22 protein-coding genes and 1 pseudogene are annotated in these 24,963 nt (G+C 59.5%); 7 read left to right on the top strand and 16 right to left on the bottom strand.

Annotated elements, in window-relative coordinates:
* A pseudogene (locus QRN38_RS11625) lies at nucleotides 1-657 on the top strand (IS3-like element ISPsy8 family transposase); the annotation flags it as partial.
* A gap of 405 nt (nucleotides 658-1,062) precedes the next feature.
* Here the strand turns inward: QRN38_RS11625 and QRN38_RS11620 are convergent.
* On the bottom strand, nucleotides 1,063-1,542 hold the full coding sequence (locus QRN38_RS11620; RefSeq protein WP_005763449.1) for an Lrp/AsnC family transcriptional regulator: 480 nt from the start codon (nucleotides 1,540-1,542) through the stop codon (nucleotides 1,063-1,065).
* A 125-nt stretch (nucleotides 1,543-1,667) separates the two neighbouring features.
* On the opposite strand from QRN38_RS11620, the gene QRN38_RS11615 reads away from it, so the two are divergent.
* The 3 genes from QRN38_RS11615 to QRN38_RS11605 all read left to right on the top strand — a co-directional run bounded on the left by QRN38_RS11615 (nucleotide 1,668) and on the right by QRN38_RS11605 (nucleotide 4,370).
* On the top strand, nucleotides 1,668-2,015 hold the full coding sequence (locus QRN38_RS11615; RefSeq protein WP_057417516.1) for an ACT-like domain-containing protein: 348 nt from the start codon (nucleotides 1,668-1,670) through the stop codon (nucleotides 2,013-2,015).
* 110 nt (nucleotides 2,016-2,125) lie between these two features.
* Nucleotides 2,126-3,910, top strand: coding sequence for a type IV pilus assembly ATPase TfpB (gene tfpB / locus QRN38_RS11610; RefSeq protein ID WP_057417515.1), 1,785 nt, complete (start codon nucleotides 2,126-2,128; stop codon nucleotides 3,908-3,910).
* 139 nt (nucleotides 3,911-4,049) lie between these two features.
* Nucleotides 4,050-4,370 carry a DUF2388 domain-containing protein gene (locus QRN38_RS11605; RefSeq protein ID WP_003380209.1) on the top strand — a complete coding sequence of 107 codons (321 nt, stop codon included), beginning with the start codon at nucleotides 4,050-4,052 and terminating at the stop codon, nucleotides 4,368-4,370.
* An 82-nt stretch (nucleotides 4,371-4,452) separates the two neighbouring features.
* Here the strand turns inward: QRN38_RS11605 and gcvH are convergent, their stop codons facing one another.
* From gcvH to QRN38_RS11580, 5 genes are all read right to left on the bottom strand, one after another.
* On the bottom strand, nucleotides 4,453-4,839 hold the full coding sequence (gcvH, locus tag QRN38_RS11600) for a glycine cleavage system protein GcvH (RefSeq protein WP_005763442.1): 387 nt from the start codon (nucleotides 4,837-4,839) through the stop codon (nucleotides 4,453-4,455).
* A 43-nt stretch (nucleotides 4,840-4,882) separates the two neighbouring features.
* Entirely contained in the window at nucleotides 4,883-5,965 is a 1,083-nt protein-coding gene (gene gcvT / locus QRN38_RS11595; RefSeq protein WP_005763440.1) for a glycine cleavage system aminomethyltransferase GcvT, read from the bottom strand.
* A 154-nt stretch (nucleotides 5,966-6,119) separates the two neighbouring features.
* Nucleotides 6,120-7,736 (bottom strand): ABC transporter permease, encoded by a 1,617-nt coding sequence (locus tag QRN38_RS11590; protein WP_057417514.1) that lies wholly within the window; start codon nucleotides 7,734-7,736, stop codon nucleotides 6,120-6,122.
* A 210-nt stretch (nucleotides 7,737-7,946) separates the two neighbouring features.
* A complete protein-coding gene (locus QRN38_RS11585; RefSeq protein WP_007247176.1) occupies nucleotides 7,947-8,948 on the bottom strand; it encodes an extracellular solute-binding protein in 1,002 nt (333 codons plus the stop codon).
* 118 nt (nucleotides 8,949-9,066) lie between these two features.
* On the bottom strand, nucleotides 9,067-9,771 hold the full coding sequence (locus QRN38_RS11580) for a Crp/Fnr family transcriptional regulator (protein ID WP_057417513.1): 705 nt from the start codon (nucleotides 9,769-9,771) through the stop codon (nucleotides 9,067-9,069).
* Between the two features lie 84 nt (nucleotides 9,772-9,855).
* On the opposite strand from QRN38_RS11580, the gene QRN38_RS11575 reads away from it, so the two are divergent.
* A complete protein-coding gene (locus QRN38_RS11575; RefSeq protein ID WP_057417512.1) occupies nucleotides 9,856-10,380 on the top strand; it encodes an Mpo1 family 2-hydroxy fatty acid dioxygenase in 525 nt (174 codons plus the stop codon).
* 262 nt (nucleotides 10,381-10,642) lie between these two features.
* Here QRN38_RS11575 and QRN38_RS11570 read toward each other — a convergent pair whose 3' ends face one another.
* The 6 genes from QRN38_RS11570 to dibA form a co-directional block, all read right to left on the bottom strand.
* On the bottom strand, nucleotides 10,643-11,623 hold the full coding sequence (locus QRN38_RS11570) for a sulfate/molybdate ABC transporter ATP-binding protein (protein WP_003380252.1): 981 nt from the start codon (nucleotides 11,621-11,623) through the stop codon (nucleotides 10,643-10,645).
* 2 nt (nucleotides 11,624-11,625) lie between these two features.
* Nucleotides 11,626-12,498 carry a sulfate ABC transporter permease subunit CysW gene (gene cysW, locus QRN38_RS11565; protein WP_003380253.1) on the bottom strand — a complete coding sequence of 291 codons (873 nt, stop codon included), beginning with the start codon at nucleotides 12,496-12,498 and terminating at the stop codon, nucleotides 11,626-11,628.
* A gap of 13 nt (nucleotides 12,499-12,511) precedes the next feature.
* Nucleotides 12,512-13,333, bottom strand: coding sequence for a sulfate ABC transporter permease subunit CysT (cysT, locus tag QRN38_RS11560; protein WP_005763424.1), 822 nt, complete (start codon nucleotides 13,331-13,333; stop codon nucleotides 12,512-12,514).
* A 94-nt stretch (nucleotides 13,334-13,427) separates the two neighbouring features.
* Nucleotides 13,428-14,444 (bottom strand): sulfate ABC transporter substrate-binding protein, encoded by a 1,017-nt coding sequence (locus tag QRN38_RS11555; protein WP_011103091.1) that lies wholly within the window; start codon nucleotides 14,442-14,444, stop codon nucleotides 13,428-13,430.
* A 146-nt stretch (nucleotides 14,445-14,590) separates the two neighbouring features.
* Nucleotides 14,591-14,773: a sulfur starvation response protein OscA gene (oscA, locus tag QRN38_RS11550; protein ID WP_002551397.1), complete on the bottom strand. Its 183-nt coding sequence runs from the start codon at nucleotides 14,771-14,773 to the stop codon at nucleotides 14,591-14,593.
* Nucleotides 14,774-14,963: 190 nt separating this feature from the next.
* Nucleotides 14,964-16,895, bottom strand: coding sequence for a phosphodiesterase DibA (dibA, locus tag QRN38_RS11545; RefSeq protein WP_005763420.1), 1,932 nt, complete (start codon nucleotides 16,893-16,895; stop codon nucleotides 14,964-14,966).
* 156 nt (nucleotides 16,896-17,051) lie between these two features.
* Between dibA and desA the strand changes: the two genes are divergently transcribed.
* The gene (desA, locus tag QRN38_RS11540; protein WP_044393593.1) at nucleotides 17,052-18,236 is read left to right on the top strand and encodes a delta-9 fatty acid desaturase DesA; all 1,185 of its coding nucleotides are present in this window, start codon (nucleotides 17,052-17,054) and stop codon (nucleotides 18,234-18,236) included.
* A gap of 133 nt (nucleotides 18,237-18,369) precedes the next feature.
* Nucleotides 18,370-19,368, top strand: coding sequence for a GGDEF domain-containing protein (locus QRN38_RS11535; RefSeq protein WP_005763415.1), 999 nt, complete (start codon nucleotides 18,370-18,372; stop codon nucleotides 19,366-19,368).
* Between the two features lie 219 nt (nucleotides 19,369-19,587).
* On the opposite strand, the gene QRN38_RS11530 is transcribed toward QRN38_RS11535, so the two are convergent.
* The 4 genes from QRN38_RS11530 to QRN38_RS11515 form a co-directional block, all read right to left on the bottom strand.
* Nucleotides 19,588-20,979, bottom strand: coding sequence for a response regulator (locus QRN38_RS11530; protein WP_057417511.1), 1,392 nt, complete (start codon nucleotides 20,977-20,979; stop codon nucleotides 19,588-19,590).
* 156 nt (nucleotides 20,980-21,135) lie between these two features.
* Nucleotides 21,136-22,416 (bottom strand): 4-aminobutyrate--2-oxoglutarate transaminase, encoded by a 1,281-nt coding sequence (gabT, locus tag QRN38_RS11525; RefSeq protein WP_024420637.1) that lies wholly within the window; start codon nucleotides 22,414-22,416, stop codon nucleotides 21,136-21,138.
* Nucleotides 22,417-22,599: 183 nt separating this feature from the next.
* Nucleotides 22,600-24,042 carry an NADP-dependent succinate-semialdehyde dehydrogenase gene (gene gabD, locus QRN38_RS11520; protein WP_003380270.1) on the bottom strand — a complete coding sequence of 481 codons (1,443 nt, stop codon included), beginning with the start codon at nucleotides 24,040-24,042 and terminating at the stop codon, nucleotides 22,600-22,602.
* Nucleotides 24,043-24,305: 263 nt separating this feature from the next.
* On the bottom strand, nucleotides 24,306-24,941 hold the full coding sequence (locus QRN38_RS11515; protein WP_005613755.1) for a LysE family translocator: 636 nt from the start codon (nucleotides 24,939-24,941) through the stop codon (nucleotides 24,306-24,308).
* Between the last annotated feature and the right edge of the window lie 22 nt (nucleotides 24,942-24,963).

Below are 24,963 nucleotides of genomic sequence, written 5' to 3'. Positions count from 1 at the left end.
ATCACGGCGGTTATCCGCAACTCAGGCACGTTGGTCAACAAGAAGGTTGTGGAGAGATTAATGGCTGAACTGGGTCTGCGCTCCGTTGTTCGACCAAAAAAATACCGTTCCTATAAGGGCACCGTCGGAAAAATTGCACCGAATTTGCTGGAGCGCAATTTCACGGCGCAACGCCCGAACCAGAAATGGGTGACCGATGTGACCGAGTTTAAAGTGGCCAATCGAAAGCTGTATCTCTCGCCTGTGATGGACCTGTACAACGGTGAGATCGTGGCGTACGAATTGTCTACCAGGCCGTGCTTTGAGCTGGTCACCAGTATGCTGGACAAGGCGTTGCAGCAGTTGCAAGACGAGCCGAAGCTTGTGATGCACTCGGATCAAGGCTGGCAGTATCAACACGCGCAGTACCGTCAGAAACTGGCGGTAAAGGGTGTGAAGCAAAGCATGTCTCGTAAGGGAAATTGCCTGGACAACGCTGCGATGGAAAGCTTTTTTGGTACGCTTAAGTCCGAGTTTTTCTACTTGAAACGATTTGAAAGCATAGAAGAGCTGACGGCAGGTCTGGAGGAGTACATCCGCTACTACAACCATGACCGCATTAAGCTGAAGCTAGGCGGCCTGAGCCCCGTAAAATACAGGACTCAGGCGGCAAGCTAAAACTGTCCAACTTCCGGGGGGCAGTCCACCAGCGTGGGAATGCCGTTCCGGACGCTCCGCGTCCTGTCTTAAACATGCGGCGCGGCACAAACTTGTGACGCAGAGCGTCACGAACTGCATGCCAACGCGGAGCATTGGCACGATAGTCATCTCGAGGCGCAAGTCATCGTTCCCACTCCAGTGGGAATGCCGTTCCGGACGCTCCGCGTCCGATCTTGAACATGTGGTGCGACCCGAATTTGTGACGCAGAGCGTCACGAACTGCATGCCAACGCGGAGCATTGGCACGATAGTCATCTCGAGGCACAAGTCATCGTTCCCACGCTCCAGCGTGGGAATGCCGTTCTGGACGCTCCGCGTCCTGTCTTGAACATGCGGCGCGGCACGATGGTCAAAAGCGCACGTTCAACCTCCCTGGCGCAGCAGCGGCAAGCTGGTGGTGGATTTGATCTCTGACAGGGCCACTGTCGAGTTCACTTCCTGGATGCCGGGCACCAGCGACAGCTTTTCGAAGAAGAATCGCTCATAAGCCTCAATGTCCGGCGTCACGATGCGCAGCAGAAAATCCACTGAGCCCATCAGCACATAGCATTCCAATACCTCGGGAAAGCCCCGAATGGCATCAGTGAATTCAGTGAAGTTGGAGCGCCCGTGGGCGTTGAGTTTTACCTCGGCGAAAATCTGCGTATTCAGGCCGATTTTCTTGCGATCCAGCAACGCGACCTGCCGACGGATCACCCCTTCATCCTTGAGCCGCTGAATACGACGCCAGCAGGGCGATTGCGACAGACCGACCTGCTCGGCGATCTGCGCGCTGGAGAGCGACACGTCTTCCTGCAGCAGCGCCAGAATCTTGCGGTCGTACATATCCAGATCGATTTGCATAATTAATTTTCCGAAGTGGTCTTTGACGCATAAACAAGTTTCATAAATCCTAAACCAGTTGATGATCGACCAGAAATTTCTGTTTATCCATGCAAAGATTTCTCCCATCGCTCTGGAGAATCAGCATGCCCAACCTTGAAACCGTCACCGCCGCCTCGCAACGCCCCGACAACTGGTCATCCAGCAACGCGCCCTGCTGCGCGCGCTACCAGATTGTCGCCGAAGCCGAGTCGGCGTTGCTCTGTCAGGTGCTCAACCTGCTTGCGATGCAGTACCTGATTCCTCACCAGCTCACCGTCGTGCAGCAGGAAAGCACGCTGATCATCGACCTGCACGTCGCCAGACTGAGCTGGCACCGGGCGCAGGTGATTGGCGAAAAAATGCGCAATCTGATCGACGTTTACTCGGTGGAAGTCGAACAAATCGACGCCCTCAATACCCCGCAAACTCACGTTGCGCTGGCCACCGGCTGAATCAATTCGCCTGCTCCGGTAATTCCCGGTCGCATAGAACGAGTAACGCTGTCACGCTTGGCGTCTACTCTTGTTCATCGTTCAATGACCAATTGCCTCAAGGAGCGCGCATGGCAGCCTTGGCCCCCTCTTCACAGGATCGCTGGCTCGACCTGAACGACGTGTTGCGTGAACTGGTCACCGAAGGCTATCTGAGCCAGGACGACACGGAAACGGCACTCAGCCAGCGTCGCAGTGCGGTGAATATCCAGCTGCATCCGCTCGAGTTTCTCGCGTCGCAGCAGTTTGATGACTTGAAGCGACCGGGCAAAAAACTCGACCTGGAAACCCTGACGGCCTGGCTGGCGAAAGCCTCCGGTCAGCCCTACATGCGCATCGACCCGCTGAAGATCAATGTAGCGGCCGTCACGCCCCTGATGTCCTACGCCTTCGCCCAGCGCCACAAGATTCTCGCCGTGGCGGTGGACCGCGAGTCGGTGACCATCGCCAGCGCCCAGCCATACGTGCGCTCATGGGAAGCGGACCTGGCGCACGTGCTCAAGCTGCAGATCAAACGTGTGGTCGCCAACCCGACTGACATCCAGCGCATGGCGATGGAGTTTTTCAGGCTGGCGAAGTCGGTCAGCGGCGCCAATGCGTCTGAGCAGAAAATGAGCAACATGGGCAACTTCGAGCAGTTGCTCAAGCTCGGTGCCAGTGACCAGGAGCCAGACGCCAACGACGCGCACATCGTCAACATCGTCGACTGGCTGTTCCAGTACGCATTCCAGCAACGCGCCAGCGACATCCATATCGAGCCGCGCCGCGAACAAGGCACGGTGCGCTTTCGCATCGACGGGGTGCTGCACAACGTCTATCAGTTTCCAGCGCAGGTCATCATGGCGATTGTCAGCCGCCTGAAAAGCCTGGGGCGGATGAACGTCGCTGAAAAACGCAAACCGCAGGACGGACGGGTCAAGACCACCACGCCTGAAAATCGCGAGGTGGAGTTGCGTCTTTCGACCCTGCCGACCGCGTTCGGCGAAAAAATGGTCATGCGCATCTTCGACCCCGAGGTGTTGCTCAAGGACTTCGACCAACTGGGCTTCTCCAGTGACGATCTGCGGCGCTGGCAGGAAATGACCCGCCAGCCCAACGGCATCATTCTGGTCACCGGCCCAACCGGTTCGGGCAAGACCACCACGCTGTACACCACCCTCAAGAAGCTGGCGACCTCGGAGGTCAACCTCTGCACCATCGAAGACCCCATCGAGATGGTCGAGCCCGCCTTCAATCAAATGCAGGTGCAGCACAATATCGATCTGAGCTTTGCCGCTGGCGTGCGCGCCTTGATGCGCCAAGACCCGGATATCATCATGATCGGCGAAATTCGCGACCTGGAGACGGCTGAAATGGCCATTCAGGCAGCATTGACCGGTCACCTGGTGCTGTCGACGCTGCACACCAACGACGCACCCAGCGCCATCAGCCGCATGCTTGAACTGGGCGTGCCGCATTACTTGCTCAAGGCGACCATCCTCGGCGTCATGGCCCAGCGCCTGGTGCGCACGCTGTGCCCGCACTGCAAGGCGCCGATCAACCTGAACGAGACAGACTGGCAAACCCTGACCCGCCCCTGGCAAGCGCCTGTACCGCCCGGCGCGCATCAGGCGGTCGGCTGTATGGAGTGTCGCGATACCGGTTATCGGGGCCGGGCAGGTGTGTACGAGATCATGGTCATGTCCGACAACATCAAGGCATTGATCTCGGCGGACCTGGACCTGACCGCCATGCGTCGTCAGGCGTTCAAGGAAGGGACGCGCAGCTTGCGTCTGTCTGGTGCGCAAAAAGTCTCGGCCGGGCTGACTACACTTGAGGAAGTACTGCGGGTGACACCGCAGAGCGAACAGCGCTGACAGGGTTGGAAGCGTTGTGCCGGAGGCCTGACGTCATGGCGAACCCGCTAAAGTGAACTAAGTGGTACACATTGATTGAACTAGTTCATGGCTTTAGCTATCCAACCCCTCAGAACAACCACAGTTGGAGTAACTCATCATGCGTCTCAAGTTTGCTGTCGCCACCGTAGCCTTGCTTTCCATCCCAATGGGTTCAGCGATGGCTGACACCTTCTGGCGTAACGTGCTGTCGTCGGGCGCTACTACCGGCTCGTCTTACCTGACCTTCAAGGACCACAAACTGATCGTTGCCGCCCAGGATGATGCGGGCAGCTATGTCGCCAGCAACGGTGACATTCGTGGCCCGTTTCTGGAAGCTGCTATCCAGCAGGTTCGCATAGACAACCCTGGCCTGAAAGCCACGGACATGGAGCTGGCCAACGCGATTCTGGAAAAGAATCTGGTTGCTGAAAGCCAGTAAGTCTCGTCGGCCAGCGGGTGTGGCCGATAAGCACCGCGCATAAAAAATGCCGCTCGATGAGCGGCATTTTTTTGCCTGACGATTACTCGCCGATGGCGCCTTTGTAGCCTGCAGCGTCCAGCAGTTTGGCCAGATCAGCCTCTGCACTGGCTGGCTTGACCTTGAAGATCCAGGCGCTGTACGGCTCGCTGTTGAGCGACTCGGGCGAATTGCCCAGCGCCTCATTGACCTCGACAACTTCACCGGCCACTGGCGAGTAGATGTCCGAGGCCGCCTTCACCGACTCGACAACGCCAGCCACATCACCGGCAGCGAACACCTTGCCGATTTCCGGCAGTTCGACGAAGACCACATCGCCCAGCGCTTCCTGTGCATGGTCCGAGATGCCAACGGTCACGGTGCCATCAGCCTCCAGGCGTGCCCATTCATGACTTTCGGCGAAACGCAGCTCGGCGGGAATATTGCTCATTTAGTCCTCCTCAACATCGGGTCAGCGGAAAACCCGCCATAGGTTAGATCAAGGTTTTGCCATGGCGCACGAACGCAGGCTGCACCACCCGCACCGGGTACCATTTGCCGCGGATTTCCACCTCGGCCCGGTCGGCAGTCGCCATCGGAACGCGAGCCAGTGCAATGGATTTGCTCAACGTAGGAGAGAAACTACCACTGGTGATCTCTCCTTCGCCAATTTCTGCGACACGTACCACCTGATGCGCCCGTAAAACGCCGCGCTCTTCGAGCACCAATCCTACGAGTTTGAAGGCGGTTCCTTCAGCCCGTTCGCTTTCCAGCGCCTGACGGCCGATGAAATCACGCTCGGCAGGCTCCCAGGCGATGCTCCAGGCCATATTCGAGGCCAGCGGCGAAACATGTTCGCCGATGTCCTGACCGTAGAGGTTCATGCCTGCCTCAAGGCGCAGCGTGTCACGCGCGCCCAGACCGATGGGCGAAATACCCGCGCCAACCAGTTCATTGAAAAAACGCTGGGCTTCGTCGGCAGGCAGCATGATTTCCAGACCGTCTTCGCCGGTGTAACCGGTGCGCGCAATGAACCAGTCGCCATCATCGAGGCCTTCAAACGGCTTAAGCTGGCGGATCAGTTCTGCGCGAGCGCTGGAAACCAGCTGGGCAATCCGGTTTCTGGCCTGTGGCCCTTGAATTGCCAGCATCGCCATTTCGCTGCGTGCGAGCAACTGCACATCGAAATCGCCCAACTGCGACTGCATCCAGGCAAGGTCCTTGGCACCGGTCGCGGCGTTGACGACCAGCCGGTAACCATCGGCGGTGAGGTAGACGATCATGTCATCAATGACACCGGCCTGCTCATCCAGCATGGCGCTGTACAGGGCGCGACCAGGGGTCTTGAGCTTGTCGACGTCGTTGGCCAGCAACCGGCGCAGCCAGGCTTTGGCCTCACGGCCGAGCACATCAATGACATTCATGTGGGAGACGTCGAAGACCCCACAGTCGCGGCGCACCTGGTGGTGCTCCTCAACCTGCGATCCATAATGCAACGGCATGTCCCAGCCACCAAAATCGACCATTTTCGCGCCAAGGGCGAGGTGCAGGTCGAACAGGGGGGTACGCTGTCCCATGGGTTTCTCCTTCCGGGCGTGGCGAAGGTGCGGGCAGAAAATATCGGCAAGCCCCCCAATAAACCGGAGTTTGCAGCACATTACAGCTGACCGAATAATCTGACAGACCGCACCAATTGCGGCGCATTGTAGCCGCAAGGTGAGGGGCCCGCACCTAGCCAATCTGACGGGCAGAGCGACGAATCAACACAATGACAGGCAATAATCCTACAAGCACCAGAGACAAAGCTGGCAATGCTGCCCGCGCCCACTCGCCCTCGCTGGTCATTTCAAAGATCCGCACGGCCAGCGTATCCCAGCCAAACGGGCGCATCAGCAGGGTTGCCGGCATCTCTTTGAGGACATCGACGAACACCAGCAATGCCGCGCTCAGCGCTCCCGGAATCAGCAGCGGCAGGTACACGTTGAGAAACAACTTCGGTCCACTGACCCCCAGACTGCGTGCGGCTTCGGGCAACGAGGGGCGGATGCGCGACAGGCTGTGTTCCAGCGGCCCGAAGGCGACGGCGATGAAACGCACCAGGTAGGCCAGCAGCAGGGCTGACAGACTGCCCAGCAACAGCGGCTTGCCCGCGCCGCCCAGCCAGCCCGACAGCGGGACGACCAGCACCCGGTCCAGGTAACTGAACGCCAGCATGATTGAAACGGCCAGCACCGAGCCCGGTAGTGCATAACCCAGGTTGGCGAGACTGACGCCAGAGCGAATGGCCGGCGTGGGTGCCATGCGTCGGGCAAAGGCCAGAATCATCGCGACGCTGACGGTGATCAAGGCCGCCATGCCGCCCAGATAGAGAGTGTGCAGGATCAAACCGGTGTACCGCTCGTCGAGGTCGAAACGGCCACGCTGCCAGACCCAGACGATCAATTGCAGCACCGGTACGACGAAGGCGCAGAGAAACACCAGCCCGCACCACAGGCTGGCGCTCCATGCCTTGACGCCGTGTAGCGTGTAAAGCGCGGTAGCGCGGGGCCTTTCGTTGCCCGGCCGGCTTGCGCCACGGGCACGACGCTCGCCATACAGCAGGATCAGCACCGCCAGCAGCAACAGGCTGGCCAGTTGCGCGGCGCTGGACAGGCTGAAGAAGCCGTACCAGGTCTTGTAGATAGCGGTAGTGAAGGTGTCGAAGTTGAACACCGATACCGCGCCGAAATCCGCCAGGGTTTCCATCAACGCCAGCGCCACACCCGCGCCGATGGCCGGACGCGCCATCGGCAGCGCCACGCGCCAGAAGGCCTGCCAGGGCGAGTTGCCCAGCACGCGGGCTGCTTCCATCAGCCCCTTGCCCTGCGCCAGAAACGCGGTGCGCGCCAGCAGGTAGACGTAGGGATAGAAGACCAGCACCAGCACAATGATCACCCCGCCGGTGGAGCGTACTCTCGGCAACCTCAGGCCGGAGCCGAACCATTCACGCATCAGGGTTTGCACCGGGCCGGAAAAATCCAGCAACCCGACAAACACGAACGCCAGCACATAGGCCGGGATTGCAAACGGCAGCATCAGCGCCCAGTCCAGCCAGCGTCTGCCGGGGAACTCACACAGGCTGGTCAGCCAGGCCAGGCTTACGCCCAGTAGCGTCACACCCACGCCAACCCCCAGCAGCAGGATCAGCGTGTTGCTCAACAGGCGCGCCATCTGGGTTTCAAGCAGGTGCGACCAGATCTGCGTGTCGATGGTCTCCCATGACAGCAGCAAAACGCTCAGCGGCAACAGCACCAGCGCAGCGATGGCAAAGACCAGTGGGTACCAGCGGCGTTGGACAGGATGGGCCAAGGGGGTTCTCGAAATGAGGAGTGATCAGTTTTTAAGTCATACATCTATGCGGCACGGCCCACTCACGCTGGAGCGCTCAGCGCGATACACAAGTCTGTTTTTGATTCTGGCCGAAGGCCGTGGGCAGAAGCCAGAAAGCCCCGTATTCCGGGCTCGTCAGGGCTTGTGTATACCGCTGAGCGTGGGCGCGATAGGGCAGTGGGTATTAAATCAATTCCAGCCTGCGCGATCCATCATGCGAATGGCTTCTGCCTGACGCTTGCCTGCCACTTCGACAGGGATGGTGTCGGCCTTGAACTGCCCCCAGCTCGCGACTTCTTCCGAAGGCGCCACGTTCGGGTTGGCCGGGAACTCCTGGTTGACGCTGGAGAAGATCTTCTGCGCCTCAGGGCCGGTCATCCACTCCACCAGCGCTTTGGCCGCTTGCGGGTGCGGCGCATGCTTGGTCAGGCCGATGCCCGACAGGTTGACGTGCACACCACGGTCCGCCTGATTCGGCCAGAACAGCTTCACCGCCAGGTCCGGGTTCTGCTTGTGCAGGCGGCCATAATAGTACGTGTTGACGATGCCCACATCGCACTGCCCGGCATTGATTGCTTCAAGCACCGCGATGTCATCGGAGAACACATCCGTAGACAGGTTATTCACCCAGCCTTTGAGAATTTTCTCGGACGCTTCTGCGCCGTGGGTTTCAATCAGTGTAGCGGTCAGCGACTGATTGTAGACCTTCTTCGCCGTGCGCAGGCACAGACGCCCTTCCCAGTTCTTGTCGGCCAGCGCTTCATAGGTCGTCAGCTCGACCGGTTTAACCCGGTCGGTGGAATAGGCGATGGTGCGCGCGCGCAGGCTCAAGCCGGTCCAGCCGTGGGTAGACGAGCGATACTGCGGCGGGATGTTGGCTTCGATGACCGGCGAGGTAAACGGCTGCAGGATGCCCATCTGCTCGGCCTGCCAGAGGTTGCCGGCATCGACTGTCAGCAACAGGTCGGCGGTCGCGTTTTCGCCCTCGGCCTTGATGCGCTGCATCAACGGCGCTTCCTTGTCGGTGATGAACTTGATCTTGACGCCGGTCTTTGCCGTGTAGGCATCGAACACTGGCTTGATCAGCTCGTCGATACGGGAGGAATACACCACCACTTCATCGGCAGCCTGGGCGGCGCTGCCCAGCAAAGTCAGTGTCAGCGCAGCCAGAAGACGCTTGCTTGCCTGCATCGGGGTATCTCACGTTCGCAAATGAGGCGAAATGGTAGTGAATCCCATTTGCTATCTCAATCGAAGAGGCGTCGGAGCCGTTACCGAATGTTTCCGGCCTGTAACGCAGAGCGCCTGATCAGCACACCGCCCTGGCCCTGGAGAAGTTGGCAATCTTGCGCAGTTTGTCGACATCGAACACTTCCAGTTGCCCGATGCCCAGGCGCACGACCTTACGCTCGTGCAGATCTTCAAGCACTTCAAGCAAGGCCGAGTGCGAGAGGTCTTGCAGTGAGGTGACTTCATCAAGCGTAATCAAGCGCCGCGCATGGCTCAACGGTCCATACCCTTCACTCAGCAACAACAACCGCGATGCGACCCGCGAACGAGGCGGCAACAACTGAAGCTTCTCGGGGTTTTGCAGCGGCAAACCGAGCTTCTGACTCAGCAGCGCAGCGAAATGGCGCCAGTATTCGGGATGCCGGTCGAGCAAGGAGACCAGAAACGAGTGCGGCACCTGCAGGAAGATAGTCTGCTCCAGTGAACAGACATCGAAGCGGCGCGGCATTTCATCGAACAGCGAGACTTCGCCGAACCAGTACGGCCGCCGGATCGGCTCGATGCGAGGTCCCAGCCGCTGAACATGCGCGCCACCGATGCGCACGTCACCTTCCAGCAGCGCATAAAGACCGCACGGCGCAGCGCCTTTTTCAAACAGCATCTTGCCGGGCGTCTTGCGGACCTGGCGAGCGGCGTGCAGCACGCTATCCTGCAAAGCGGCAGGCAAGTGTGAAAACCAGTAGTCGGACAGCAACGATGACCGCCACAGCACTCCGTTTGTCATGTTTGCTCCCTTTTATTGCAGGCAATCGTATTGCAAAGGCGATACGTTAATGGAACCCGATCATCGTTGCAGGCAGGAATAATAATGAAAACCCTTGTCGATCATCTCAGCCAATACGCGTCCTATCACCGTGACTCACGCAACATCTTGACCCACTTCGTGGGCATCCCGCTGATCGTGCTGGCCGTGGCGGTGCTTTTATCGCGTCCGGGCTGGAACATCAGCGGGCTGTGGATTTCCCCTGCGGCGCTGCTGGCCCTGGGCTCGACGGTGTTTTACCTGCGGCTGGACAAAGCGCTGGGCGCGGTGATGGCGGTATTGCTGGCGCTGTGCATCTGGGCGGGGGCCAATCTCGCGCAGCAGGCGACCATGGCCTGGCTGAGTGCGGGCGTCGGGTTGTTTGTGATTGGCTGGATCATCCAGTTCATCGGCCATTATTACGAAGGCCGCAAGCCGGCATTCATCGATGACCTGACAGGCCTGATTATCGGCCCGCTGTTCGTGGTCGCGGAACTGGCGTTCCTGATGGGCCTGCGCAAACCCTTGCAGCACGCCATCGAAGAACGCTCCGGCCCGGTGGGGCGGAATGCGCGCAAGGCAGCGGTGTAAAGGCTCTGCTCGCTTTGCACTAAGCATCTATAGCGATGCGCAAGTCCTGATGGTCGAAAAATCTCGGAGTTTCTGCCCGAAGGGCGTGGGAGCGAACTTGTTCGCGAAGGGGTTGTTACATCCGTTGAAGATGTATCGCCCGGAATGGAGCTTTCGTGGACAAGCGAAGCGTCGCCCGGTCCACTCCCACGGCCTTCGGCCAGTATCAAAAGCGAACCTGAGTACAGCGATTGACGCTGGAGCATCGCTCCAGCGCAGGCCATCAAAGCTTCTGCCACACCTTCGGCTTGAAGAACAGTGTCTCGCCCTTCGCCAGCCCGACCAGGCTGTCGTGGTCTTTCACCACTTCGGCCTCAATCAGTTCGTTCTGCCCTTCTACCTTCAGCGTCACCCGTGTGGTCGCGCCCAGCGGGCGGATGTCGCGGACTTCGGCTGCATGGTGGTCTTCGATTTCCTGGCGTGACAACGAGACTTCGTGCGGCCTGAACAACACATGGCCCTCGTCGCCCAGGCTCAGGCGGTTGGAGTCACCCAGGAAGTGGTAAACGAAATCGTTGGACGGGTTCTCGTACACCTCGCCCGGCGAGCCGATCTGTTCGATCACGCCCTTGTTCATGACCACGATGCGGTCGGCCACTTCCATGGCCTCTTCCTGATCGTGGGTCACGAACACCGAGGTCAGGTTGATGTCTTCGTGCAAACGCGCCAGCCAGCGACGCAGTTCCTTGCGGACCTTGGCGTCCAGCGCGCCGAACGGCTCGTCCAGCAACAGCACTTTCGGCTCGACCGCCAGTGCGCGGGCCAGGGCGATACGCTGACGCTGACCACCGGACAACTGCTCCGGGTAGCGATCAGCCAGCCAGTCCAGTTGCACCATGTTCAGCAGCTCGTGGACTTTCTCCGCAATGCGCGTTTCGTTCGGGCGCTCGCTCTTGGGCTTCATGCGCAGGCCGAAGGCGACGTTGTCGAACACGGTCATGTGGCGGAACAGCGCATAGTGCTGGAACACGAACCCGACGTTGCGATCACGCACGTCATGGCCGGAAACGTCTTCACCGTGGAACACGATGCTGCCGTCATCCGGAGTTTCCAGACCGGCAATAATGCGCAACAAGGTAGTCTTGCCGCAGCCTGACGGGCCCAGCAAAGCGACCAGCTCGCCACTCTGGATGTCCAGACTGATGTTGTTCAGGGCCTTGAAGGCGTTGAAATTCTTGCTGACGTTACGGACTTCGATCGACATGATTATTCCTCCGCCGCGTTATGGCGCAGACGGTTAATGCGCGATTCGCTCCACTGCTTGAGCAGCAGGATGAACAGCGCCAGGATCAGCAACAGGCTCGCCACGGCAAAGGCTGCGACGTGGTTGTACTCGTTGTAGAGAATTTCGACGTGCAGCGGCAGGGTGTTGGTAACGCCGCGAATGTGCCCGGAGACCACCGACACGGCACCAAACTCACCCATCGCCCGTGCGGTACACAGCACCACGCCGTAGATCAGGCCCCATTTGATGTTCGGCACCGTGACATGCCAAAACATCTGCCAGCCGTTGGCGCCGAGCAGCCGCGCGGCTTCTTCTTCCTGCGTGCCCTGCTCCTGCATCAGCGGGATCAGCTCACGCGCCACGAACGGCACGGTGACAAAAATGGTCGCCAGCACAATGCCCGGCAGAGCAAACACGATCTGGATGTCGTGGTCCTGCAACCACGGCCCGAACAGGCCCTGCGCACCAAACATCAACACGTAGACCAGACCTGCGATAACCGGCGATACCGAGAACGGCAGGTCGATCAGCGTGACCAGAATGCTCTTGCCACGGAACGAGTATTTACTCACGCACCACGCCGCGCTGACGCCGAACACCACATTGAGCGGCACCGAAATCAGCACCGCAATCACCGTCAGCTTGAGGGCCGACAAGGCGTCCGGTTCAAGGATGGCGGTAAAAAATGCACCCAGACCGTTCTTCAGCCCCTGCGACACCACGATGAACAGCGGCAGACCCAGAAACAGCACGAAGACCAGCCAGCACAGGCCGATCAGAATACGCCGCGACACCGCGCTGCCACGACGGGCTGCATTGGCGGAGGCGGCGGCTGAAACAGATGAATAAGACATGTTCTGCGCCTCCTCAGGATGGGGTTTCGATACGCCGCTGCAGCAGATTGATCAGCAGCAGCAGAATGAAGGAAACCACCAGCATCATTACGCCGATAGCGGTGGCGCCGGTGTAATCGTACTGGTCGAGCTTGACCATGATCAGCAGTGGCAGAATCTCGGTTTTCATGGGCATGTTGCCGGCGATGAAAATCACCGAGCCGTACTCGCCCACGCCTCTGGCAAACGCCAAGGCGAAGCCGGTCAGCCAGGCTGGCAGCAATGCCGGAACGAGGATGTGGCGGAACACCTGCAGCGGACGCGCACCCAGACAGGCGGCGGCTTCTTCGACTTCTCGCGGGATATCGGCCAGCACAGGCTGCACGGTACGCACCACGAACGGTAGCGTGACAAACGTCAGCGCCAGCGTAATGCCCAGCGGGGTGTAGGCGATCTTGAAGCCAAGATCAGCGGCGAACTGCCCGACCCAGCCATTGGGTGCGTACAGCGCTGTCAGGGCGATACCGGCCACGGCGGTCGGCAGGGCGAACGGCAAATCGATCATCGCATCGATGATCTTGCGGCCGGGGAAGGTGTAACGCACCAGCACCCAGGCCAGCAGCGTACCGATCACGCCGTTGATCAGGGCCGCGTAAAACGCGGTGCCGAAACTCAGTTTGAGTGCCGCAATCACGCGAGGCGCCGTGATGATGGTCCAGAACTGATCCCAGGTAAGCTGCGCGGCATGTATGAACATGGCGGCCAGCGGTAGTAGCACAATCAGACTGAGGTACACCAAGGTGTAGCCCAGCGTCAGCCCGAAGCCGGGTATGACGGGGGAGATACGACGCGACATAAAAGTCCCTGGTTTCACTTGCACGAAGCCCGGACGTTAATCCGGGCTGCTTGACCAAACCTGTGATGCCGCTCGCGCGGCATCGTCATTCGGTTTATTGCGCTTGGTAAATCTGGTCGAACACGCCGCCATCATTGAAAAACTTCGGCTGCGCAGTCTTCCAGCCGCCAAAGTCTTTGTCGATAGTCACCAGGTCAAGTTTCGGGAATTGCTTCTCGTATTTGGCAGCGACTTCGGCATTGCGTGGACGATAGTAATTTTTTGCAGCAATTTCCTGACCTTCCTTGCTGTACAGGTGCTTGAGGTACTCGGTCGCGATCTCGGTGTTGCCCTTCTTCTCGGCGTTTTTGTCGACCACGGCAACCGGAGGTTCGGCAAGGATCGACAGCGAAGGTACGACAATATCGAACTTGTCTTTGCCTTTGCCGCCGTCTTCGTTCTGCGCCAGGAATGCTTCGTTTTCCCAGGCCAGCAACACATCGCCCTGACCGTTGTTGACGAAGGTAATGGTCGAGCCGCGAGCGCCGGTGTCCAGAATCGGTACGTGCTTGAACAGCGTCTGCACGTATTCTTTGGCTTTGGCTTCATCGCCGCCGCCCGCTTTCAGGCCGTAGGCCCAGGCCGCCAGAAAGTTCCAGCGCGCCCCGCCGGAGGTTTTCGGGTTGGGGGTGATTACGGAAACGTCTTTCTTGATCAGGTCGCCCCAGTCCTTGATGCCTTTGGGGTTGCCCTTGCGCACCAGAAACACGATGGTCGAGGTGTACGGCGTGCTCGCGTCCGGCAGTCGGGTCTGCCAGTTTTCAGGCAGGGTTTTGCCGAGCTTGGCGATTTCGTCAATGTCACCGGCCAGCGCCAGGGTCACCACATCGGCACGCAGGCCGTCGATTACGCCACGCGCCTGCTTGCCCGAGCCGCCGTGAGACTGGTTAATCTTCACGGTGTCGTCCGGATGGGACTTTTTCCAGAAGTTGACGAATTCTGCGTTGTAATCCTGATACAGCTCGCGTGTCGGATCGTAAGACACGTTGAGCAGTTCGTAATCCTTGGCAACAGCCGAACCTGCGAAAACAGCACTGGCGAGAGCGGCCAGAGCAAAACGGCGAATGGACATAGATGAAGCTCCTGGAATGCAGTGTGTTGGCTTTTTTGATTTCTTCTTCGCGCGCCAGAGCGGCATCCGCAACGACGCGCTGCTTTTTTTCAGGGTTGTATCAGGAGTCAGGATGAAGCCCTCCGGTGGACCAGTCGGGTACCGTTTCAGCTCTGCTTGGCGGCGGGGTTCTGCAAACGAAACTTTTCCTTGCGCTCGATCTGCACCACTTGCGCGTTGTGCACAGTGATTTCGACGGCGCCAAAACGCAGGTCACGCAACGCACTCTGAATTTCACGCAGAATTGCTGCTTCGTCCTGACCGTCAACACTACGTAGAGATGCGCTCATTATCTTTTTCCTTGAAATGTGAGTTTCCGGCCTTCGCGACTGGGGGCGATGGCGTATGGCGGTAGGGCAATAATAGTGACGCGCGGATATTCTTAAAAAGACTATTTAAGAATGCAGATATAACCAAAAGACATTTAGCAAGTTGATGTCTCGCCAGGATGCGTTGCACACCCTGGCAAGCCTGATGTTTTCAGGACGCGCCAGGGCCAAAAACAGGCGCGTGAGACCAGTCGATCAGGTGCGCAGCCATCGGCCGTGCAAACCAGTAGCCTTGCCCCAGCTGACAGCCATTCTCCAGCAGAAATGCAGCCTGGCTGGCCTGTTCGATGCCTTCCGCCAGCACGCGCATGCCCAGGCTGGCGCCCAGTGCGATGACGGCTCGGACAATCGCGATATCGTCGCCATCACCCGGCAGCCCGGCCACAAAACCCTGGTCGATCTTCAACTTCTGCACCGGCATGCGCTTGAGCCGCAACAGTGAAGAGTAACCGGTGCCGAAGTCATCGATGGCCAGGCTCAGGCCTAGCTCACGCAGCCGGTGCAGCTGCTCGATCGCTTGTTCGGGGTCTTCCATGACTGCGCTTTCCGTCACTTCCAGCTCCAGAAAAGCCGGATCAAGCCCGATATCGTGCAGCACCTGCGCAACCTGACGGTCGAGATCGCCGCGGCTGAACAGGCGGCTGGACACATTGACTGCGACGAATGCAATCGGTACGCCCTCGGTCAGCCAGGCGCGCATCTGCCGACAGGCGGTGTTCAGCACCCAGGCATCAATGTCAGCGATCAAGCCGTTCTGTTCGGCGATGGGAATGAATTCGCCCGGCGAAACCATTCCGCGCGTAGGGTGCTGCCAGCGCACCAGCGCTTCGACGCCGCAGACAGAACGGGTGATGAGGTCGTGGACCGGCTGGTAGAAAACCCGCAACTCACCCTGTTCGATGGCCTGACGCAGCTCGCCGGCCAGTTGCACGCGCTGCTGGGCGTGGGCGGTCAGCTCCTCTGTGTACAGCGCATAACAGTCGCGCCCCTCACTTTTGGCCTTGAACAGCGCCGAATCGGCATTGCGCAACAACTGCTCGGCGCTCTGTGCATCGCCGGGATACAGGCTGATGCCCATGCTGGCGGTGACAAACAACTGATGCGCGGCGATGACAAACGGCGCCTTGAGCACCTCGCTGACCTGTTGCGCCAACGCAGCAGCCCGGACCACCTGCGAGCAATTCTTGACCAACAGGGCGAACTCGTCGCCGCCGGGACGTGCCAGGGTCGTTTCGTTGCCGCACAGGCCTTTGAGCCGCTCGGCGACGGCCTTGAGCACATCGTCACCGACGTTGTGGCCGAGGCTGTCGTTGATATTCTTGAAGTGGTCCAGGTCAATCAGCAACAGCGCGCAGCCGCGCTTGCTGGCGCGTGCAGAGGTCAGCGCCTGACTGATGCGATCCGTCAGCAGCAGCCGATTGGGCAAATCGGTCAGGGCGTCGAAATGGATCAACTGAGCCAGTTCTCGCTCGGAGCGTTTGATGGCCGTGATGTCGGAGAATACCGCGACAAAGTGTTTGAGCTGGCCATCGTCGCCCATAACGCTGCGAATGGTCTGCCACTGCGGGTAAATCTCGCCGCTCTTGCGTCGATTCCATATCTCGCCGCTCCACTGGCCCACGCTGAGCAGCGAGTGGTACATCTGCCGGTAGAACTCCGGGCCGTGGCGGCCGGATTTGAACGTGCTGGGGTTGAAACCCAGCACTTCCTCGGCTTGATACCCGGTGATGTCGACAAATGCACGATTGACGTGAACGATCCGCCCTTGCGCATCGCTGACCAGCACGCCTTCACGAGTGCTGTCGAACACCGCCTCGGCCAGCCGCAGCCGGTCGTAATCGTCCTGCTGGCGCTCGAAATGCGCCTCGCCACCGATGATTTTCCTCAACCTGTCACGCGCAACAAAGATCGTCACCGCGCTGAGCAGCGCCCAAGCGTAACCGGCCATCTGATGGCAGAACGCCAATCGAGCCGGTTCGTCGATGAAAAGGGGCAGCAAAATGTCGCACGCCATAAACCACAAAATGGACAGCAGCCCATACAGGACGGCCGTTCGCAGCGCGCCACGGGAGTAATCTGACATCAGAAACGAAAAACCTTATGAAAAGGCAGAATTATAAAGCAAGAAACATTCTGCGACGCTTATCTGAAAGGGTGACTGGTTTTCTGTGTGATGTCAGTGATAATGCTCATCGCAACTTTTTTCTTCACGAGTCACTTTTCGAGGGCCAAACAGCCTATGTGGTACAACGGTTTGCTCGACCTTTCTGTCTGGCAGGTAATAGCAGTCACGCTGGCGATGACCCACGTGACGATCGTCGGGGTCACGGTCTATCTGCACCGCTACTCGGCCCACCGCTCGCTTGAACTCAATGCGGGGCTGAAACACTTTTTCCGCTTCTGGCTGTGGCTGACCACGGCGCAGAACACTCGCGAGTGGACCGCCATCCACCGCAAACACCACGCCAAATGCGAAACCGTCGACGACCCGCACAGCCCGGTCGTCAAAGGCCTGTCCACCGTCTTGCGCAAAGGTGCCGAGCTGTATCGCGAAGAAGCCCAGAACCAGGACACCCTGCGTATCTACGGCAAGAACTGCCCGGAAGACTGGATCGAGCGCAATCTTTACTCGCGTTACAAAATGCTGGGTATTGTGCTGATGGCAGTCATCGACCTGGCGCTGTTCGGTGCCATCGGCATCACCGTCTGGGCGATCCAGATGATGTGGATTCCGTTCTGGGCTGCCGGTGTGGTCAACGGTCTGGGTCATGCCGTCGGCTATCGCAACTTTGAATGCCGTGATGCGGCCACCAATCTGGTGCCGTGGGGCATCGTGATCGGCGGCGAAGAGCTGCACAATAATCACCACACCTACCCCAACTCGGCCAAGCTTTCCGTCAAGCCGTGGGAATTCGACATGGGCTGGGCATGGATCAAGCTGTTCAGCTTCCTGCGTCTGGCCAAGGTCCAGCGGGTCGCGCCTATCGCCCACCGGGTAGAAGGCAAGGGCCATATCGACATGGATACTGCCATGGCGATTCTCAACAACCGGTTCCAGATCATGGCGCAGTACCGCAAGCTGGTCATCGCGCCACTGGTCACCCAGGAGCTGGCCAAGGCCGACGAGTCAGTGCGTCATCAGTTCCGCCGCGCCAAAAGGCTGCTGTCACGCGAGACCAGCCTGCTCGATGACAAGCACCATCTGCGCATCCAGACCATGCTCGAGCACAGCCACGCGCTGAAGGTGATTTATGAAAAGCGCCTGGCCTTGCAGCAGATCTGGGTCAAGACCAGCAGCAACGGTCATGACATGCTTTCAGCCATGAAAGAGTGGATTCACGAGGCCGAAGCCAGCGGCATTCAGTCATTGCGCGAGTTCGCCGATCAACTGAAAACCTACTCGTTACGCCCTGTCCACGCCTGATACCGTTGATCGGCGCGCCCCTGGTGGGCGCGCCCGTTCCGGAACTTCCCCCCGTTCAACCTATCTCATCAACTTTCCCGGGCTCTTTGGGAAGGTGTGTGGCGCTGGCCGCAATCGCTTGAGATGCGCTCTTATGGAAAAGCAGTCCCCTACCGCCCTACCCGGCACGCCGATCACTGATATGCCTGCAGCCGCAGAAACCCTGTTAGCCCTGATGCACGCCCAGGCAGAAGTCGCACGCCTGAGCGAGCGCGAACAATTGTTCAGCTCGTTGCTGGTGAGTGTGAACGCGGTTTTGTGGGCGTTCGACTGGGAAACCCAGCGCATGATCTACGTCAGCCCGGCTTACGAGCACATTTTCGGTCGCTCGGCCGGGCTGCTGCTGGCTGACTACAGCGAGTGGCGCGACAGCATCTACCCCGACGACCTGAATTACGCCGAGCGCAGCTTGAGCGAAGTCATCGAGAAAGGCGCTGTCGAGGACCGCGAGTACCGCATCATTCGCGCCGACGGCGAAGTGCGCTGGCTCAGTGACAAATGCTTCGTCAGCCACCGCGCCGACGCCAGTCAGCGCCTGATTGTGGTGGGCATTGCCGAAGACATCACTGATAAGAAGCACCTCGAAGATGAGCTGCAGCGCCTGGCCACGACCGACGTACTGACCCAAAGCAGCAACCGCCGGCACTTTTTCGAGTGCGCCCAGCGCGAGTTCGAACTGGCTCGCCTCAACGGCACGCCGCTGGCCTTCCTGTTGCTGGACATCGATGACTTCAAACTGGTGAACGACACCTACGGCCATCAGGAAGGCGACACCGTGCTGCAACGCATCGCAGAAAGCGGTCGCTCGGCATTGCGGCGTGGCGATCTGTTCGGCCGGATCGGCGGCGAGGAGTTTGCAGCGGTGTTTCCTGGCTGCGCACCGGAGATGGCCATGCAGATCGCAGAACGCTTGCAACGCGAGATCCAGCGCCAGAACTTCCAGGCAAATGGCAGCACCTTCAGCATCACCGCCAGCCAGGGCCTGACCAATCTTGGCCCAGAAGACCAAGGCCTGGAAGCCCTCTACGGCCGCGCCGATGCAGCGATGTATCAGGCCAAGCGCCAGGGCAAGAATCAGATTGTGCTGGTGTGACGCACCTTAAGTAATCTCAGCTACCGTGCGACGCTGGAGCGTGCGGAACGATAAATCGCAACTATCCCAACTATCGTGCGACGCTCCGCGTCGCATGCCGCCCTGGACGCTCTGCGTCCGATCTTGAATAGGCGGCGCATCTGAGCTTTTGACGCAGAGCGTCAGGATGATGTTCGTCTGTGGGAGCAAGCTTGCTCGCGAAGGGGTTTGGCCACGCTCTTATTTCTTCGTCACACCCTGAACCGCATCGCCCGGGTCCTCAAGCGCCGCGGGCTCTTGAATAGGTGCCTCAGGCGTAAGGTCCAGCAAGTCAGGCTCATCTTCCTCAACTGCATCGGCAACGGCCTCAGGCTCGACCGGCAGCGGTATCAGCAGGCTCGGATCCGTCACGCCGGTGAGTTTCTTGCGCAGACGCTGCAAGTCGCCAACGCTTAGCTTCAACAGCTTCGCCGACTTGGTCTTGATCAACGGGGTAACACTCTCTTCCTCGCCCAGACGCGCCATCTGGCCCGCCAGGTTCATCGCCAGTACCTCGCGAGTGAAGATGCCGGTGTTGTACTGATACACCGCAGCGATCAGCTCACGCAGCTCCAGCGGCAAGCGCCAGCGGGTGCGCAGCGCAGAACCGAAGGCAGCGGAATACTGCTCCAGCGATTGCTTGATCACCTCTTCATTCAGCACGCCACCAGCCAGCAGCCACTCCTGCAAACAGCCCAGCACAGCCAGATCACCCAGCGACTGCAACAGCCCGGCGCAGAAACAACGCTCTACATCCAACTCCAGCATGCCACCCAGAATGCGCGCGTAGTCAGCGGTGCGCTGCGACATGGTCCAGAATTCATGGGCTTGTGCCAGCAACGCGTCGTCGGTCAGCACCGCCATGCGCTTTTTAGCCAGGCCAACTGCGATGTTCGCACCTTGCACCGGCCCCAGAATGCCAAGCGCCCCGCCCATGGTCTGCACCGGCTTGCCCAGATGTTGAGCCGCACTGTTGGCGGCGGCGATTAAAACGGCGGTGATGTGCGGATCGTTGCGCAGTTCCTGCTCCAGCAAGGCAACGTCGATGCCATTCGCGGTTTGACTGAGCTTCACGGCGGTCGCGACATCAACGAATAGCGGCGCGCCGTCCGCCACGTCACGGCGCTTGTCGAGAAACTTGGTGAGGGTCAGCCCAGGCGTCAACGCAGGCACTTCACCCGGTGCCGGGGCGCGATGCGCCAGCAGCAGGCCTTCAAGGCGCTGGCGCAAACCCTCGGTGTTCAGGGGTTTGGTCAGATAGGCAGTCGGGGCCAGCGGCAGGACCTCACGCACGCTGGCGCTGTCACTGCGGCTGCTGATCAGAATGAAGGGGATAACAGGCTGACGGCGCAGGTTACGCACGCCACGCAACAGGCTGAGCCCATCGATGCCCGGCAGCTCGCGTGCAGCAATGACCAGATCCGGCAGTTGCTTCTTCATCCACTCGACGGCTTGCTTGCCATCGGTGCACATCTCCAGTTCGACGTCCGCGCGCACGCCCAGTACCAGATCGCTGAGTGTTTCGCGAACCCACGGATCAGACTCAGCAATCAAGACGCGAGGTACCGCGGGTAAAACTACAGCAGTCATCATGACTCTCCGACATCGATGCGTTCACCTTAGCCAATGCGTTCGCCCGGATATAGCCAAAAGAGTGAAATACCTTGCTCCAGACGAAAAAAAACCCGTCGAAACGGGCTTTTTTTGTCCGTTTGGTCACAAATTAATCAATTCGCGACCGCACGTTTTTCACGCTATTTCAGCGAAGCACTCGTCGAGAATTGCCAGACCACGGGTCAGCAGTTCGTCTTCAGCGGTCAGCGGTACCAGTACGCGCAACACGTTGCCGTAAGTACCGCACGACAGCAGGATCAACCCCTTGTCACGCGCCTTGGCGACAACCTGAGCCACTGCAGCGGCGTTAGGCTTGTGCGAGTCGCCGTCTTCAAACAGCTCGACTGCGATCATCGCGCCCAGCGCACGCACTTCGCCGATCACCGGGTACTTGGCCTGCATGCCTTTAAGCGCCGTCACCAGACGCTCGCCCACTGCCTTGCAGCGCTCCAGCAGGTGTTCTTCTTCAAAGATATCCAGCACCGCCAAGGCCGCCGCGCAGGCCACCGGGCTACCGGCATACGTGCCGCCCAGACCACCGGGCGCAATGGCGTCCATGTATTCAGCCTTGCCGCACACGCCCGCCAGCGGGAAACCGCCCGCGATGGACTTGGCGAATGTGGTCAGGTCAGCAGCAACGCCCATCTGCTCCATGGCGAAGAACGTACCGGTACGGCCAGCGCCGGTCTGCACTTCGTCAGCGATCAGCAGGATGCCATGCTTGTCGCACAGCTCGCGCAGACGCAGCATGAAGGCCTTCGGCGCCACGTAGAAACCACCTTCGCCCTGCACCGGCTCGATGATGATCGCAGCGATGTCCCGTGGCTCGGCGTCGTTCTTGAAGATGCGCTCGATGCTGGCGATGGAATCGTCAACGCTCACGCCATGCAGCTCGCACGGGTACAGCGCGCGGAAGATACCGCCGGGCATCAGGCCCATGCCGGCCGAGTAAGGCACAACCTTGCCGGTCAGGCCCAGGGTCATCATGGTGCGGCCGTGGTAAGCACCGGTGAACGCGATCACACCTGCACGGCCAGTGGCAGCACGAGCGATCTTCACGGCGTTTTCCACCGCTTCGGAACCGGTAGTGACCAGCAGGGTTTTCTTGTCGAAATCACCTGGCACTTTGGCGTTGATCTTTTCGCACAGCTCTACATAAGGCTCGTACGCCAATACCTGGAAGCAGGTATGGGTCAGCTTGGTGAGCTGCTCTTGCACGGCGGCGACGATCTTCGGGTGCAGGTGACCGGTGTTCAGCACCGCAATACCGCCGGCGAAGTCGATGAATTCACGACCTTCCACGTCGGTAACGGTGGCGTTCTTCGCCGAAGCAGCAAAAATCGGGTGGATCTGACCAACGCCACGCGGGACAGCGGCATGGCGGCGTTGCATCAGGGATTCGTTGGTCTGGCTCATGTATTCCTCATTCGCCGCTCATCGGTCGGCGTGGTTCAAGGAGCAAGCGGACTGGATCAACTGCAACAGCATACGATGATCGACTGCTGCAGCCTTCAGGCCGCCAAGAAATTACGGTGCAACAAAAGCCGATGGCACGTCGCTCTCGCGCGCCATCGGCTGCAACACCTCAGCACCAGTCAGTCAGACCGACAGGCAGAGGTATTTGATTTCCAGATAATCTTCAATGCCGTACTTGGAACCTTCACGGCCCAGGCCGGACGACTTGATCCCGCCGAACGGTGCCAGTTCGTTGGAGATCAGGCCGGTGTTGATACCCACCATGCCATATTCCAACGCCTCGGCCACCCGGAAAACGCGGCTCATGTTCTGCGCATAAAAGTACGACGCCAGACCGAACTCGGTGTCGTTGGCCAGCGCAATCGCCTCAGCCTCGTCCTTGAAACGGAACAGTGGGGCCAGCGGACCGAACGTCTCTTCTCGGGCAACGGCGGCATCTTTCGACACATTGACCAGAATAGTCGGCTCGAAGAACGAGCCTTCCAGGCTGTTGCCACCGGTCAGCACGGTCGCACCTTTGCTGACAGCGTCGGCAATGTGTTCCTTGACCTTGGCCACGGCCTTTTCATCAATCAACGGGCCAGTGGTAATGCCGTCTTCCAGGCCGTTACCGATTTTCAGCTTGCCGACCGCCGCCTTGAGCTTCTCGGCGAACGCGTCATACACGCCGTCCTGCACATAGATGCGGTTGGCGCAGACGCAGGTTTGACCGTTGTTGCGGTACTTGGAGATCATCGCGCCTTCGACGGCCTTGTCGAGGTCGGCGTCGTCGAACACGATAAAAGGCGCGTTGCCGCCCAGCTCCAGCGACACTTTCTTGATGTCCTTGGCGCATTCAGCCATCAACTGGCGACCGATCTCGGTCGAACCCGTGAAGGACAATTTACGCACGATCGGGTTACCGGTCAGCTCGCTGCCGATATCGCCCGCGCTGCCCGTCACCACGCTGAACACGCCGGCCGGAATACCCGCACGCTCGGCCAGTTCAGCCAGCGCCAACGCAGAAAACGGCGTTTGCGACGCAGGCTTGAGCACCATCGTGCAACCCGCCGCCAGCGCAGGGCCGGCCTTGCGGGTGATCATCGCTGCCGGGAAATTCCACGGCGTAATCGCCGCCGTCACACCAATCGGCTGCTTGAGCACAATCAGACGCTTGTCCGGCTGGTGACCGGGGATCACATCGCCGTACACGCGCTTGGCTTCTTCGGCGAACCACTCGATAAACGACGCTGCATACGTGATCTCGCCCTTGGCCTCAGCCAGCGGCTTACCCTGCTCCAGGGTCATCAGCAGACCCAGGTCGTCCTGATTCTCGATCATCAGCTCGAACCAGCGGCGCAGCTTGTTACCGCGCTCTTTGGCGGTCAGCGCACGCCAGGCCGGCAGCGCCTTGTCAGCCGCCTCAATCGCCCGACGCGTCTCGGCCGCGCCCATTTTCGGCACAGTGCCGAGGATCTCGTTGGTCGCCGGGTTGTTGACCTTGATCGACTGACCACCGTCCGCATCCAGCCACTGGCCGTTGATGTAGGCTTGCTGGCGGAACAGGGTGGAATCTTTAAGCTGCATGTCGGCCTCCTAAACAGCGCCGCACAAAGGCGGAGCGAACAAATGAATATCGATGCACCCCGTTTGGAAGCCATCGCCAGGAAAACATTCCATCGGGTTCCAGCGATGCGCAACGCATGAGAGCAGGAAGACCGAACAAGAGCGTTTGAAATCTCAAACGAATCCTAGGCATTGCGGGGGCAAAGGACAATAGGCCGTTCGAAAAAAAGAACGGCCATGTCGGAGATGTATGGTTTTCTGATCAGCGTCAAACCTCAACGCTGTCAGGCTGCCCTGCCCTTCAAGGTGAACAGGCTGAACCCCAGCCCGATAAACGACGCCCCGAACACCCGGTTCACGTTCTTGCGGCGGCGGGCGGAATTGAGGTGGCGCTTGAGCTTCTGTGCCAGCAGTACATAAAAGGCATGGGCGACCACAGAGCAACCGGCAAAGGTGACAATCAATACGCCCGTCTGCTGCACCTGAAAAGTGCCCGGCTGAATGAACTGGGGCAAGAACGCGATAAAAAACAGAATCGCCTTGGGGTTGGTCAGCGCCACCGAGATACCTTTGAAAAACAGACTCCCTGCGGACACCGCCTTTGGCGCAGCCTCCAGCGCATCAAAGGCGCTGCGCGCATTGCGCCACTGCTTGATGCCCAGAAAGATCAGATACCCCGCGCCCGCAAGCTTCAGGACCAGAAACGCACTGGCCGACGCCACCAGCACCGCGCCAAGCCCGGCCGTTACCGCCGTCGCAACCACCATCAGCCCGAGCGCATTGCCAAGCGAGCCGATCATCGCCCGCGCCGGGCCGTGGCTCATGGAATTCGACAACGCCATGACCACCGCAGGGCCCGGCGTGAGGGTGACGACCAGGGCGATCATCGCGAAGCTGAGCCAGTGTTGTAGTGAATCCATTCTTTAATTCTCCAGGTGACAG

Origin of the sequence: Pseudomonas sp. CFBP2511 (genome assembly GCF_030209255.1) — a bacterium.
GTDB classification, from domain to species: domain Bacteria; phylum Pseudomonadota; class Gammaproteobacteria; order Pseudomonadales; family Pseudomonadaceae; genus Aquipseudomonas; species Aquipseudomonas avellanae.
The sequence above is the reverse complement of the archived record's forward strand: the minus strand, read 5'-3'. Positions and strand labels throughout refer to the sequence as shown.